This is a genomic window from Streptomyces sp. MA5143a, assembly GCF_900290235.1.
Lineage (GTDB): Bacteria > Actinomycetota > Actinomycetes > Streptomycetales > Streptomycetaceae > Streptomyces.
The window spans coordinates 188,400-201,173 of the sequence record NZ_OLMK01000026.1; the positions used below are offsets into that span (position 1 = coordinate 188,400).

Annotated in this window: 13 protein-coding genes; 6 read left to right on the top strand and 7 right to left on the bottom strand. The window is 69.2% G+C overall.

Annotation, left to right across the window (positions count from 1 at the left end):
- Positions 1-79: 79 nt before the first annotated feature.
- Positions 80-1,528, top strand: a complete 1,449-nt coding sequence (locus SMA5143A_RS12645) for a globin domain-containing protein (protein WP_258193489.1) — start codon at positions 80-82, stop codon at positions 1,526-1,528.
- 44 nt (positions 1,529-1,572) lie between these two features.
- Here SMA5143A_RS12645 and SMA5143A_RS12650 read toward each other — a convergent pair whose 3' ends face one another.
- From SMA5143A_RS12650 to SMA5143A_RS12670, 5 genes are all read right to left on the bottom strand, one after another.
- The gene (locus tag SMA5143A_RS12650; protein ID WP_055514539.1) at positions 1,573-2,055 is read right to left on the bottom strand and encodes an NUDIX domain-containing protein; all 483 of its coding nucleotides are present in this window, start codon (positions 2,053-2,055) and stop codon (positions 1,573-1,575) included.
- 74 nt (positions 2,056-2,129) lie between these two features.
- Positions 2,130-3,032: a LysR family transcriptional regulator gene (locus SMA5143A_RS12655; protein ID WP_107463038.1), complete on the bottom strand. Its 903-nt coding sequence runs from the start codon at positions 3,030-3,032 to the stop codon at positions 2,130-2,132.
- Positions 3,033-3,215: 183 nt separating this feature from the next.
- Positions 3,216-4,361, bottom strand: a complete 1,146-nt coding sequence (locus tag SMA5143A_RS12660; protein ID WP_107463039.1) for a cystathionine gamma-lyase — start codon at positions 4,359-4,361, stop codon at positions 3,216-3,218.
- The gene (locus SMA5143A_RS12665) at positions 4,358-4,849 is read right to left on the bottom strand and encodes a low molecular weight protein-tyrosine-phosphatase (RefSeq protein ID WP_107463040.1); all 492 of its coding nucleotides are present in this window, start codon (positions 4,847-4,849) and stop codon (positions 4,358-4,360) included. Before SMA5143A_RS12665 ends, SMA5143A_RS12660 begins: the two co-directional genes overlap by 4 nt.
- A 9-nt stretch (positions 4,850-4,858) precedes the next feature.
- Positions 4,859-5,236: a phage holin family protein gene (locus SMA5143A_RS12670; protein ID WP_107463041.1), complete on the bottom strand. Its 378-nt coding sequence runs from the start codon at positions 5,234-5,236 to the stop codon at positions 4,859-4,861.
- A gap of 57 nt (positions 5,237-5,293) precedes the next feature.
- Between SMA5143A_RS12670 and SMA5143A_RS12675 the strand changes: the two genes are divergently transcribed.
- From SMA5143A_RS12675 to SMA5143A_RS12690, 4 genes are all read left to right on the top strand, one after another.
- Entirely contained in the window at positions 5,294-5,611 is a 318-nt protein-coding gene (locus SMA5143A_RS12675; RefSeq protein ID WP_099966586.1) for a cupin domain-containing protein, read from the top strand.
- Between the two features lie 158 nt (positions 5,612-5,769).
- Positions 5,770-5,982: a DUF5326 family protein gene (locus SMA5143A_RS12680; protein WP_099966585.1), complete on the top strand. Its 213-nt coding sequence runs from the start codon at positions 5,770-5,772 to the stop codon at positions 5,980-5,982.
- A 776-nt stretch (positions 5,983-6,758) separates the two neighbouring features.
- Positions 6,759-7,472 (top strand): IclR family transcriptional regulator, encoded by a 714-nt coding sequence (locus SMA5143A_RS12685; protein WP_375136478.1) that lies wholly within the window; start codon positions 6,759-6,761, stop codon positions 7,470-7,472.
- Between the two features lie 98 nt (positions 7,473-7,570).
- Complete coding sequence (locus SMA5143A_RS12690; RefSeq protein WP_107463043.1) at positions 7,571-8,008, top strand: SsgA family sporulation/cell division regulator; 438 nt, start codon at positions 7,571-7,573, stop codon at positions 8,006-8,008.
- A 29-nt stretch (positions 8,009-8,037) separates the two neighbouring features.
- Here the strand turns inward: SMA5143A_RS12690 and SMA5143A_RS12695 are convergent, their stop codons facing one another.
- Complete coding sequence (locus SMA5143A_RS12695) at positions 8,038-9,507, bottom strand: YibE/F family protein (RefSeq protein WP_107463044.1); 1,470 nt, start codon at positions 9,505-9,507, stop codon at positions 8,038-8,040.
- A 220-nt stretch (positions 9,508-9,727) separates the two neighbouring features.
- On the opposite strand from SMA5143A_RS12695, the gene thiC reads away from it, so the two are divergent.
- Complete coding sequence (thiC, locus tag SMA5143A_RS12700) at positions 9,728-11,554, top strand: phosphomethylpyrimidine synthase ThiC (RefSeq protein ID WP_107463045.1); 1,827 nt, start codon at positions 9,728-9,730, stop codon at positions 11,552-11,554.
- A 231-nt stretch (positions 11,555-11,785) separates the two neighbouring features.
- Here the strand turns inward: thiC and SMA5143A_RS12705 are convergent, their stop codons facing one another.
- Positions 11,786-12,658 carry a hypothetical protein gene (locus tag SMA5143A_RS12705; RefSeq protein WP_107463046.1) on the bottom strand — a complete coding sequence of 291 codons (873 nt, stop codon included), beginning with the start codon at positions 12,656-12,658 and terminating at the stop codon, positions 11,786-11,788.
- Between the last annotated feature and the right edge of the window lie 116 nt (positions 12,659-12,774).

Below are 12,774 nucleotides of genomic sequence, written 5' to 3' on the forward strand. Positions count from 1 at the left end.
CGTCCGCGGGGGAAACATGCGACCTTCCGATTGAGGGAGTGCGCAGATCGACCGAAAGATGCTCGAGGCGAGGCACACCATGGACGCTCCGACCACCACCACGTCGGCCGGCAACGGCGCTGCGGGGGACAGTGACGGAGGCAGCTGGTTCACACCGCGCACCCAGCCGTCCCCCGACGGGGACCAGGAGATCGAGGGCAATCGTCTCGCCGGGTTGCGTCCCGTGGCTCGCCCCCGGGAGCCGTCGACCGGCCCACAGCGGACCCCGGACGAGGCTGCCCGGGAGCGAATACCTCCGTTCCAGGACACGCCGTCCAGCCCTCCACCCCGACCGGCTGCCCTCGGCGAGGAGCACGGCTCCGAGCAGTCCGTCTTCGAGGCCCGGGTCCCCACGCCCCGTGCGGGCCCTGATGCCTCGCCCGACGCCGTGCTCATCCGGCGGACCATGGCCGAGGTCGGACCCGTCGCCGACAAGGTCACCTCGTACTTCTACGCGCTCCTCTTCGTCCAGCACCCGGACCTGCGCTCCCTCTTCCCGCCGGCGATGGACGCCCAAAGGGACCGTCTGCTCAAGGCACTGCTGACCGCGGCCGAGCACATCGACAACACCCCCGTCCTCGTCGACTACCTCCAGAACCTCGGCCGAGGCCACCGCAAGTACGGCACACAGCCTGAGCACTACCCGGCGGTCGGCGAGTGCCTGATCGGCTCCCTGAGCCGTTACGCCCCCACGACCTGGGACGACGAGACCGAGGCGGCCTGGGTACGGACGTACACCACGATCTCTCAGGTGATGATCGACGCGGCGGCCGCGGACGAGCTGCGTTCCCCGCCGTGGTGGCTCGCCGAGGTCGTCTCGCACGAGCTGAGAACAGCCGACATAGCGGTCCTCACCGTCCGGCCGAACCAGCCGTATCCGTTTCTCGCCGGTCAGTACGCCAGCGTGGAGACTCCCTGGTGGCCGCGGATCTGGCGGCACTACTCCTTCGCCTCGGCGCCCCGCTCGGACGGACTGCTGTCGTTCCATGTGAAAGCGGTCCCGGCGGGCTGGGTCTCCAACGCGCTCGTGCACCGTGCCCGACTCGGCGACGTCATACGGCTCGGGCCGCCGGCCGGTGCGATGACCGTCGACCACAGCACCGACAACGGACTGCTCTGCCTGGGAGGGGGTACCGGCATCGCCCCCATCAAGGCCATGATCGAGGATGTCGCCGAACGAGGACGGCACCGCCCGGCCGAGGTCTTCTACGGGGCCCGCAGTGACCAGGACCTCTATGACATCGACACTCTGCTGCGACTGCAGCAGAGCAACTCCTGGCTGAAGGTCCGGCCGGTGGTCGACCGGCACGGGCTGCTCCAGTTGCCCGACGCCATACGCGAATACGGACCGTGGGGCGGGTACGACGCGTACCTCTCCGGTCCGCCCGGGATGATCCGCAGCGGTGTGGACGCGCTCAGGGGCGTGGGTGTCCCGTCGGACCGCATACGCCATGACTCGGTGGAGGAACTGGTGGCCGCCGGCGACTGAACCGGAAGCCCCACCGGGCCGTGACGGGCAGCGCCATCTGTCCGTCAGCCCAGGTCGGGCGCGTGCATCGCGCGGACGCCCTCGATGTTCCCGTCGAGGTAGTGGCGCAGGGACAGCGGGACGAGGTGGACGGAGGCGATCCCGACCCGGGTGAAGGGCACCCGCACGATCTCGTACTCGCCCAGCGGCTCGTCCACCTCGGGGCCGTGCCGCTTCGACGTGTCCATGGATTCCAGCCGACAGACGAAGAAGTGCTGGACCTTGACCCCCGTCGCGCCACCGTCCTCACCGATGTGTTCGACGGTGTCCACGAAGCAGGGCACGACATCGGTGATCTTGGCGCCGAGTTCCTCATGCACCTCGCGATGGAGCGCGTCGACGACGGTCGTGTCCTCCGGCTCGACCCCGCCACCAGGCGTGAGCCAGTAGGGATCGACACCCGGTTTGGTCCGCTTGATCAGGATCAGGTCGTCGCCGTCGAGCAGGATGGCGCGGGCGGTGCGTTTGACCACGGGTCGGACGGTCATGGGAGAAATGTGGCCCGTCATGTTCCACGTGAAACATCGCCCGACCACGGAAATGAGCCACGGCACCCGCTGCCTCAGGACCAGCCCACCGCCGTGCGCAGCAGCCAGTCGTGGGCCCGGGCGATGTGCGGCATGGCCAGGGTGCCGATACGGACCACCAGGAAGTACGTCCGTAGCGGCGGCACCGTCGGCTCGAGAAGCGCTATGACGTCCCCTCGCTCAAGGGCATCGACGCAGAGATAGCGGGGCAGCACCGCCAGACCTCCCCCCGAGATCGCACAGGCCAGCACCGCGCGTAGGTCAGGGACGACCACGGTGCCGGAGGCGGCGGGCCGGGAGTCGAAGACCGAGGCCCAGTAGCGGGCGATAAACGGCAGCGACTCGTGCACCTCGACGACCGGAAGCCCTTCCAGCAGGTGCGCCTCCTTGGGGTGCAGCGTGCCGGGGCCGATGCGCTCGGCCCACCGCGGGGCGGCGACCAGGACATGCTCCTCGTCGCAGAGGGCGGTCGCGGTCAGCAGCGCGCCGCGCGGCCGCGCGGTGGTGATGGCCAGGTCGTGGTGGCCGGCGGCGAGGCCCTCCAACGTCTCGTCGGCGTTCCCGAAGGACACCCGCAACGCGAAGCCCTGACCGTCGTCGATGAGTTCCGTGAGAGCGGGCAGGACGCGCTCGGCGGTGAACTCCGGGGGACCGGCGAGATGGAGAGTACCCAAGGAGGAATCGTCGTCGAGGCCCGTCTCGGCGATCTCCATCAACGCGTCGAGATGAGGGGCCGCCTTGTGGGCGAGTTCGTCGCCGATGGTCGTCGGCGTCACGCCCCGGGCCTGCCGCAGGAACAGCGGGCGGCCCAGCTGCCGCTCCAGGGTGCGGATCTGGGAGGTGACGGCCGGCTGCGACAGGCCGAGCAGGGCCGCGGCACGGGTGAACGAACCGGCCCGGTGCACGGTCACGAACGTACGCAGTAAGGCCAGATCCATGGTCGCCCCTTCGCCGCCCCGGAGCGCCCAACTATAAATAAGTCGATAGGTCTCTGTCGCTACTGTGATTGGACACTGACACAGAGTCAACTAGCCTTGGTCGGGCGGTTCTTCGCGCGCGGAACCGGGGCGGTCCGAGCCACGAGGGGGGAGGCTCGGACCGCCCGTTGTACGTACGGAGTACTAGCCGGTAGCCACGGCGAGAGCCCGCAGTACATCCGCCACCAGATCGTCCGTGTCCTCCGCGCCGGCCGAGAAGCGGATGAAGCCTTCCGGCACCGCGTCCCCGCCCCACCGTCCACGCCGCTCGGCAGTCGACCGCACCCCGCCGAAGCTCGTGGCGTCGTCCACGAGACGCAGTGCGTCGAGGAAGCGGTCGGCACGCACGCGCGTGGACAGCGAGAACGAGACGACGCATCCATAACGCCGCATCTGCTGCGAGGCGATCTTGTGGGACGGATCGCCCCCCAGTCCCGGATACCGTAGCCCGGTCACCTCGGGGCGACCCTTCAGCGCCTCGGCCACGGCCAGGGCGTTGGTGCTCTGCCGGTCGGCCCGTAGCTGGAGCGTGGCCAGTGAACGGTGCGCGAGCCAGGCCTCCATCGGGCCGGGGATCGCTCCGACGATCTTGCGCCAGCGCCGTACGGCGGCCATCAGCCCCGCATCGCGCCCGACCACATAACCGAGCAGCACATCACCGTGCCCCGTCAGTTGCTTGGTGCCGCTGGCCACCGCGAAGTCCGCACCCAACTCCAGCGGCCGCTGCCCGAGCGGGGTCGCCAGGGTGTTGTCGACGGCGACCAGGCAGCCCCGCTCGTGCGCCGCCTCGCAGAGCCGGCGGATGTCGCACACGTCGAGCCCTGGGTTGGACGGCGTCTCCACCCACAGCAGCTTGGCGCCGTCCAGGGCGTCGAGCTGGGCATCGCCGCCGGTCGGGGCACTGCGCACCTCGATGCCGTACGACCGCAGCTGCTCACCGGCCAGCGGCAGCACGTTGTAGCCGTCGCTCGGTAGGACGAGGACGTCTCCTGAGCGCAGCTGGGAGAAGAGGACCGCCGAGATCGCGGCCATGCCCGAGGCGAAGGCGAGCGTCTCGACCTCCTCCTGGCCGGGCGCCTCCAGCTCCCCGATGGCTCGCTCCAGGAGGGTCCAGGTGGGGTTCTGATCCCGCCCGTACGCGTACGGGCCGGTGGGGTCGCCCGGCAGGTGATAGTGGGCGGCGAAGACCGGGCCCGGAAGGGTCGGCTCATGCTTGACGGGTTCGGGCAGACCGACGCGGACGGCTCGTGTGCCCTCACCCAGCTCCGGGGCGGGGTTCTCCTCACTCATGCGACATGTCCTTCCACCTGCTCGCGTACGGCGGTCAGAAGGCCCTCGCTCGCGGCCTCCACCAGCTCGAGGCACTCCTCGAAGCCGTCCATGCCACCGTAGTAGGGGTCGGGAACGTCGAGGTCGTCACCCGCGGCGGGGTCGTAGGAGCGCAGAAGACGGACCTTGTCCGCGTCCTCCGGGGTGGGCGCGAGGCGGCGCAGCGCCTTCATGTGACCCGCGTCCAGGGCGACGACGAGGTCGAGGCGGGAGAACCACGAGGCGTGGAACTGGCGCGCGGTGTGGCCGCTGCCGTAGCCGTGGGCCTCCAGAACACTGACGGTACGCGGATCGGCCGGCTCGCCCTCGTGCCAGCCACCGGTGCCCGCACTGTCGACCTTGACCAGGCCGTCGAGTCCGGCCTCTTCCGTACGGGCGCGGAAGACGGACTCGGCCATCGGCGAACGGCAGATGTTGCCGGTGCAGACAAAACAGACGCGGTAGGTCATCTCAAAGCCTCAGTCGGCATCGGGCAGGACGAGGTGGAGTGCCCAGGAGACGATCGAGATGATCAGGCCGCCCAGGACTGCGGTCCAGAAGCCCTCCACGTGGAAGCTCAGATCGATCTTGTCGGCCAGCCAGGAGGTGAGCAGCAGCATCAGGGCGTTCACCACCAGCGTGAACAGGCCCAGGGTGACTATGAAAAGGGGCAGTGTGAGGAGCTGGACCAGCGGCTTCACCACGGCGTTCACCAGGCCGAAGACGAGCGCCACCAACAGCAGCGTGCCGACCTTCTTGCCCGTGCCGTCCCCGGTGAGTGTGATCTTGTCGAGGAGCCAGACGGCGACGGCCAGTGCGCCCGCGTTGGCGATCGTCTTGACTAGGAAATTCATCATGTGTCTGATCGTGGCAGAACGGATCGGTACGAGCATCGGGCAGGGGCGACAAAGTCGATGAAGGCATTCCGGTTGGATGAACTGGAGACGGAGCGGGCCGCCAACGACGGCGCCTATCTGCAGTTCCTGCGCGAACGGAACATGTCGGTCGGTCTCTACGCGCTCGACGCGGGCGAGCTCGACCCGCAGCGGCCGCACAGCCAGGACGAGGTGTACCTCGTCGTGAGCGGTAGGGCCTCACTCACCGTCGGCCTGGAGACCACGCAAGTGGCGCGAGGCAGCGTGGTCTACGTGCCCGCCGGGGTCGCCCACAAGTTCCACCACATCACCGAGGATCTCCGGGTCGTGGTGGTGTTCTCTCCGCCGGAGGGCTGAGCTCCACTTCAGGGTTCCCTAGGGGAACGATCAGGGACGGACAAGGGGTGCGAAGCCCCCGGACGCCCCCTGCGCGGCCCTAGCATCGATGGCAGGACATGAAGGGACCCGGAACCAGTGCCCGACGAGGGCCACGGGCGGAGACAAGGAGCAAGGCGATGCGGGAGATCTTCGCGGGGATGCCGTGGTGGGTGAAGTGGATCGCGGTGCCGGTCATCGCGCTGGTCGTGTTCGGCGGGCTGCTGGTCAGCATCCTCCAGGTCGTGTTCAGCCTGCTGTTCAAGGTGCTGGTCTTCGTGGCCCTGGTCGGAGGACTCATCTATGTCGTACGGAAGTTCACGGCGAGTTCGTCGTCCCGCAGCGACTGGTGACGCGTCAGCACGGGGGAACTGCTGAGGCATGAGTGAGTGAGGGCTGGTCAGGGCGCGGCGGTAACAGGAACGTGAGGTTCCCTCGGCAGGGGGAAGTTTCCCGTCGGGGCCGTCTGCGGGCGGTGGCGGGCGGTTAGAGTCCGGGAACTCGTCGCGGGCTCCACCCCGCGGGCGGCGCACCCCCTCCCGTGTCCCCCGCACGGGCGGCCCACCTCGCGCTTCGGGAGTGACCCTTGGCCACGGCTGACACCGCACCCGCAGAACCCCTCTTCCCACCGGCCCGGCCGCGCTCCCTGTCCACACCGGCCGCCGGCCCACCCGCACAACCGGGCCCCCGATCGACCCCACCGGTCGGCGCCTCCGGACACCCGCGCACCCGCTCCGCCGAACTGCCAACCCCGCCGTCGCAGCCGCGTACGGCCCCGCCCCGGCCGCGCGCGACCCCCTCGAAGCCCGCCGCACCCCCGGCTCAGCCGCGCACCTCACCGGGCGAGGACACCGCCCGCTCCACACAACCCCCTCCGGCGCCAAGGACCGTGCCCGCACCGACGCCCAGGCCACCGACGCCCGCGTCGCCGCCCAGGGCATCGACACCTGCGTCATCGACGGAGTCGGCACCCACGCCCGAGTCGGCGCCGGCCACCGAACCCGTCCGGCCCGCAGCACCCCCTCCGGCGCACAGGTCGGGGCGAGGAGCGCGCCCATCGGCCCCGGCGGCACCAGCGAGCATTCCCGACCCGCAGTCGGGGACCCTCATCGGCTCCGTGCAGCGGGCGATGCGATTGCTGGAGGCCGTCGCCGAGCGAGAACACGGGGCGCCGGCCAAACAGTTGGCGCGGGATGCCGGACTCGCCCTGCCCACGGCGTACCACCTGCTGCGCACCCTGGTGCACGAGGGCTATCTCCGCCGGGAGAAGGGACTGTTCTTCCTCGGTGAGGCCGCGGAACGGCTGAGCAGCAGCGGAGCGCAGCAGAAACGTCGCAGCACGGTCGACGAGGCCCTGGCGCACTGGCGGGACACCATCGGAGCCCCCGTGTACTTCGCGATCTACCGGGACGGCGAGATCGAGGTCAAATGCGTCGCCGACAGCCCGAGCGCCCCTGCGGTCGAGGAGTGGGCCGACTTCCGGGAGACGGGCCACGCGCACGCCATCGGACAGTGTCTGCTGTCCCAACTCGGCGACGAGGCCCGCCGCGACCACCTGGAGCGCTACCCCGTACAGTCGATCACACCGTACACAGTGCGTGACAACGAGACGCTGCTGCGGCGCCTGGACCGGATCGGACGGATGGAACCCGTCGTCGAGCGCCAGGAGTACGCCCTGGGGACGGTCTGCGCCGCGATTCCCATCACCGCGGGGACGACCGCCGCGACACTGGCCCTCTCGCTTCCCGTGCACCAGGCCGACCGGCTGCTGCCCGCGGCGCATCAGTTGCAGACCGAGATCGGAATGCTGCTAGGGACACTCGCGATCTCTATCAGCATCTGAAAAATCACTCCTTGTGATCTCTCGTGTACTTTCAGCAAACTTCCAGGAGTGTCAGGCGGATGTTTCCTGGCCAGTCGACCAACATGGCGGGGTAGGCGATGCGCGAGTCGGTACAGGCAGAAGTCATGATGAGCTTCCTCGTGTCGGAGGAGCTCTCCTTCCGCATCCCGGTGGAGCTGCGCTACGAGACTTGTGATCCCTATGCCGTGCGGCTCACTTTCCATCTGCCCGGTGACGCCCCGGTGACCTGGGCCTTCGGCAGGGAGCTGCTCATCGACGGCGTGGGCCGGCCGTGCGGGGACGGGGACGTGCACATCGCGCCCGCCGATCCGGAGTCCTTCGGTGAGGTGCTGATCCGGCTTCAGGTGGGCAGCGATCAGGCGCTCTTCCGGGTGGGTACGGCGCCGCTGGTGGCCTTCCTGGACCGCACGGACAAGCTTGTGCCGCTCGGGCAGGAGCGTTCCCTCGCCGACTTCGACACCCTGCTCGACGAGGCGCTGGACCGCATCCTGGCGGAGGAGCAGAGCGCGGGCTGACCCGTACGTCACCCACCTGCCGTAACGCTTCAGCGCTTGCGGCGGCGCCCCCTCCCCCCACGCGCCGGAGCGGCCGCGGGTGCCACGGACGCCGTCGCGGGGATGCCAGGGCGGTCGGCCGAGACGACCAGCGCGGCGAGCGCGGTGGTCACCGGCACGGAGGCGACCAGACCGATCGACCCCACGAGGGTGCGCACGATCTCCTCGGCGACGAGCTCGCTGTTGGCGACCGTCCCGACGCTGCTCTGCGCGATCGAGAAGAGCAGCAACAGCGGTAGAGCGGCGCCGGCGTAGGCCAGGACGAGCGTGTTGACCACGGAGGCGATGTGGTCGCGGCCGATGCGGATGCCCGCGCGGTACAGCCCGCGCCAGCCCATCGCCGGATTGGCCTCGTGCAGCTCCCAGACCGCCGAGGTCTGGGTGACCGTCACATCGTCGAGTACACCCAGGGAACCGATGATGACGCCCGCGAGGAGCAGGCCGCTCATGTCGATCTCCGGGTACAGGCCGTGGATCAGACCGGTGTTGTCGTCCGTGTTCCCGGTCAGTGCGGCCCAGTCGATGAACAGCGAACCCAGCAGGCCGATCAGCAGCAGAGAGATCAGGGTGCCGATCACCGCGACCGAGGTGCGGGCCGAGAGGCCATGGCACATGTAGAGGGCGATCAGCATGATGGCGCTCGCCCCGACCACCGCCACCACCAGGGGGTTCGAGCCCTGAAGGATGGCCGGGAGGATGAAGAACGTCAGCACCAGGAAGCTGATCGCCAGGGCCACCAGTGCCATGACTCCGCGCATGCGCCCCACCACCACGACGGCGAGTGCGAAGATGCCGGCGAGTAGCGCCATGGGGAACTTACGGTTCACATCGGTGACCGAGTACTGCAGATCCTTGGGCGCGGCGGGCTCGTAGGCGACCACGACCTCCTGGCCCTGCTTCAACTGCCGTGACTGGTCGGGCTGGACGATCTCGGTGAACGTACGGCCCTTGTCCTGGCCGGTGTCGACGCGCACCGTCGCCTTCTTGCAGGTGCCCTTCGCCTGCTGCTGGGCGGACGACCCCTCGGCGGTGGACGTGTCACCGGTGGGCGGCACGCCCGAGGCGTTCACGGAGGCGCAGTCGACCTCCTCGACCTTGGTGACGGTGGCTGACTGTGTCTGCCGGTCGAAGCCCACACCGGTGCGCTCGTGTGGCGGTGCACCGCCGGGCCACAGGACGACGAGGCCCACGAGGACCGCGGTGGCGAAGGGGATCAGTACCGCCGCGATCACCTTGCGCAGGTGCTGTGACACGGGCGCGGCGGGGCCGTGGCTGTGACTGTGGGAGTGGCCGTGGCCGCCGCCGGAGGACGGGCCTTGGCCGTGCCCGTCACCGGGGCCGTTTCCGCCTCCGGAGCCGTATCCCTGACCCCCGCCGGAACCATGGCCGTGTCCGTTCCCAGGGCCATGGCCGTGGGGCGGCTCGGAGGGGGGAGGCGGAGGCTGCTGCATCGTGGTCACCGACCGATCATCGCAAGAACGAGCGAGGCCCACTGTTCACCGCGCCACATCGGACGCTAGCGTGGAGACACCTTTGCACACGCGGGAGCTCGGAGCACCGGGCTGAGAGGGCGCTGACCTCCGTAGACGCGATGTTTCACGTGGAACATCGGCGGGCGGATATCGCTGCGTCGACCGCTGAACCTGTTACCGGGTAATGCCGGCGTAGGGAGTAGGTCTCATGACCATCGAGGACACACGCACGTCTGCCTCCAGCCAGACAGACGGGTCACATGCCTCACAGCAGGACGCCGATACTCAGGCTGAGCATCCTGAGGGGACCGGCCGGTCCATCGGCTGGCACAAGGCGTACATCAAGGGCTCGCGCCCGGATCTGCAGGTGCCGGTCCGTCAGGTACACCTGACCAACGGCCAGTCCGTCACCCTGTACGACACCTCCGGTCCGTACACCGATCCGACCGTCGAGACCGATGTCAGGAGGGGCCTCACTCCTCTTCGCGACAGCTGGATCATCGCCCGTGGCGACACCGAGGAGTACGCGGGCCGCCCCGTCCGTCCCGAGGACGACGGCATCAAGCACACCTCACCGCGCGGAGGTCTACGCAATCTTGACGCGGTGTTCCCAGGACGGCCGCGCCAGCCGCGGCGCAGCCGTGACGGCCAGGCCGTGACACAGCTCGCTTATGCGCGGCGCGGGGAGATCACCCCCGAGATGGAGTACGTGGCGGTACGCGAGAACGTTTCGCCCGAGGTCGTCCGTGAGGAGATCGCCGCGGGCCGGGCGGTGCTGCCGGCGAATGTGAACCATCCGGAGATCGAGCCGATGATCATCGGCAAGCGGTTCCTGGTGAAGGTCAACGCCAACATCGGCAACTCGGCGGTCACGTCCTCCATCGAGGAGGAGGTGGAGAAGATGACCTGGGCGACCCGTTGGGGCGCCGACACGGTCATGGACCTGTCGACCGGGCGGAACATTCACACCACGCGTGAGTGGGTGCTGCGCAACTCCCCCGTGCCGATCGGCACGGTCCCGCTGTACCAGGCCCTGGAGAAGGTCGACGGCAAGGCCGAGGAACTGACCTGGGAGATCTACAAGGACACGGTCATCGAGCAGGCCGAGCAGGGCGTGGACTACATGACGGTCCACGCGGGTGTGCGCCTGGCGTATGTACCGCTCACCGCCAACCGGAAGACCGGCATCGTCTCGCGTGGCGGCTCGATCATGGCCGCCTGGTGCCTGGCCCATCACAAGGAGTCGTTCCTCTACGAGCACTTCGAGGAGCTGTGCGAGATCCTCGCCGCGTACGACGTCACGTACTCGCTCGGCGACGGTCTGCGGCCCGGCTCGATCGCTGACGCCAACGACGCCGCCCAGTTCGCGGAGTTGCGCACGCTCGGGGAACTCAACCGGACCGCGAAGCGTTTCCACGTACAGACGATGATCGAGGGCCCGGGCCATGTCCCGATGCACAAGATCAAGGAGAACATCGACCTTCAGCAGGAGATCTGCGATGAAGCTCCGTTCTATACGCTCGGCCCGCTGACCACGGACGTCGCGCCGGCGTACGACCACATCACCTCAGGCATCGGTGCCGCGATGATCGCGTGGTGGGGCACCGCGATGCTCTGCTATGTCACGCCCAAGGAGCACCTGGGTCTGCCCAACCGTGACGACGTCAAGACCGGCGTTATCACCTACAAGATCGCGGCCCATGCGGCGGACCTCGCCAAGGGACACCCGGGCGCACAGGAGTGGGACGACGCATTGTCGGACGCCCGCTTCGAGTTCCGCTGGGAGGACCAGTTCAACCTGGCCCTCGACCCCGACACGGCCCGTGAGTTCCACGACGAGACGCTGCCGGCGGAGCCGGCCAAGACGGCTCACTTCTGCTCCATGTGCGGCCCGAAATTCTGTTCGATGAAGATCTCCCAGGACATCCGTCGCGAACACGGCACCTCGCGGGCCGAGATCGAGGAGGGCATGGCACAGAAGTCCAAGGAGTTCGCGCAGGCGGGGAACCGGGTCTATCTGCCCCTCGCGGACTGAGAGAGCCGTTGAGAGGTCAGGCGGCCCGGCGGTCGGACGGTGTGCGTCGGCGACGGCCCTCCACCGGCACAGGGCCGCCTTGATCGTCGCCCGTACGCGCGCCGCCGGGTGCGTGGGCGGTCGGCCGACCGCGGCACACGCGGCCGCCGGCTTTCGTGCGGGTGACACCGCCGAGCGTCGGGCGGCCGCCGCCCCCCGGGGGGTTCCGGGCAGCGGCTCGGACCCGACGGGTCACTCCGGCTGGTGTTCCGGGCCGCCGAAGTCAGGGCTGCTGAAGTCCGGGCTGCTGAAGCTGGGACGGGAACCGGAGGAGCCGCTGCCGGGGCTGGTGAAGTTGGGCCGGTTGTAGCCTAGGTGCGGCATGCGGCTGGGCGGAGCCGGCCGGTCAGGGTTGCCCAGCACCGCCGGGTCCGGGTGGGCCAGGGCGTCCCGGAGGAACGGCAGGATGCCGCGCTGCAGGAGCGCGTCACGCCATGCCTCCTTGGCGCGGGTCACCTCTTCGTCCAGCTCGTCGCGTGCTCCACGGTCCTCCAGGGCGGTGGAGCCGTTACGCAGGGCGGTGAGCAGCAGGCCGACCGCGGCCACGAGAATCGCCGCCGCCGTGACCGCGCCGAAGACCCATCCGGTCGTGAGGAGCGTCTCGGCGATCGCTCGATCGGGGTCGAGCACCTTCATGATGTAGCCGACGAGCAGGAAGATCACCGCGGCGGTGCCGGCGAGCACGGGAGCGAGTACGGCGGCCACGGCACCCGCGCCCGCTCCGGCGGCCTCGCCGACCTCTCCCATGGCGGCCACGAGTCCTACCGCCGTCCCGTCGGGCTCGGAGGCGCCGGACGCCGTGCTTCCGGAAGGGGTGCGGGCCGGTGGCGGGTTGCGCAGTTCGTCGCGGGCCTTGACGTAGTACTCGTACTCGGTCGCCGCGGCCGCAGTGATGATGGCCGTGGCGCTGAGAGCCATGGTGCGCAGTTGTTCGGGGTTGAGCCGCTGCAGACCGGCGGCGAATTCCGGGCGGTACGGTGCGGAGCGCAGCGCCTCGCCGAGGATCCGCTCGTACTCCTGGCGGTCCTCACTGAGGAGGTGCTGCGGAACGCTGTTCATGTGCATCCCCCGATGCTCCGTAGGGCTTGTGGCTCGGCATGCTGACGAGCCGTCGGGCAGAAACGGAGGGGAGCCTGCTACGGATAAGCCGATGGTAGAGCGGTGACGGCGGGCGGTGACAG

Coding starts and splice junctions, on each gene's coding strand:
- SMA5143A_RS12660 (WP_107463039.1), bottom strand. CDS start 4,361: ATGAGTGAGGAGAACCCCGCCCCGGAGCTGGGTGAGGGCACACGAGCC.
- SMA5143A_RS12675 (WP_099966586.1), top strand. CDS start 5,294: ATGAAGGCATTCCGGTTGGATGAACTGGAGACGGAGCGGGCCGCCAAC.
- SMA5143A_RS12680 (WP_099966585.1), top strand. CDS start 5,770: ATGCGGGAGATCTTCGCGGGGATGCCGTGGTGGGTGAAGTGGATCGCG.
- SMA5143A_RS12650 (WP_055514539.1), bottom strand. CDS start 2,055: ATGACCGTCCGACCCGTGGTCAAACGCACCGCCCGCGCCATCCTGCTC.
- SMA5143A_RS12645 (WP_258193489.1), top strand. CDS start 80: ATGGACGCTCCGACCACCACCACGTCGGCCGGCAACGGCGCTGCGGGG.
- SMA5143A_RS12665 (WP_107463040.1), bottom strand. CDS start 4,849: ATGACCTACCGCGTCTGTTTTGTCTGCACCGGCAACATCTGCCGTTCG.
- SMA5143A_RS12705 (WP_107463046.1), bottom strand. CDS start 12,658: ATGCACATGAACAGCGTTCCGCAGCACCTCCTCAGTGAGGACCGCCAG.
- SMA5143A_RS12690 (WP_107463043.1), top strand. CDS start 7,571: ATGCGCGAGTCGGTACAGGCAGAAGTCATGATGAGCTTCCTCGTGTCG.
- SMA5143A_RS12655 (WP_107463038.1), bottom strand. CDS start 3,032: ATGGATCTGGCCTTACTGCGTACGTTCGTGACCGTGCACCGGGCCGGT.
- SMA5143A_RS12685 (WP_375136478.1), top strand. CDS start 6,759: ATGCGATTGCTGGAGGCCGTCGCCGAGCGAGAACACGGGGCGCCGGCC.
- thiC (WP_107463045.1), top strand. CDS start 9,728: ATGACCATCGAGGACACACGCACGTCTGCCTCCAGCCAGACAGACGGG.
- SMA5143A_RS12670 (WP_107463041.1), bottom strand. CDS start 5,236: ATGATGAATTTCCTAGTCAAGACGATCGCCAACGCGGGCGCACTGGCC.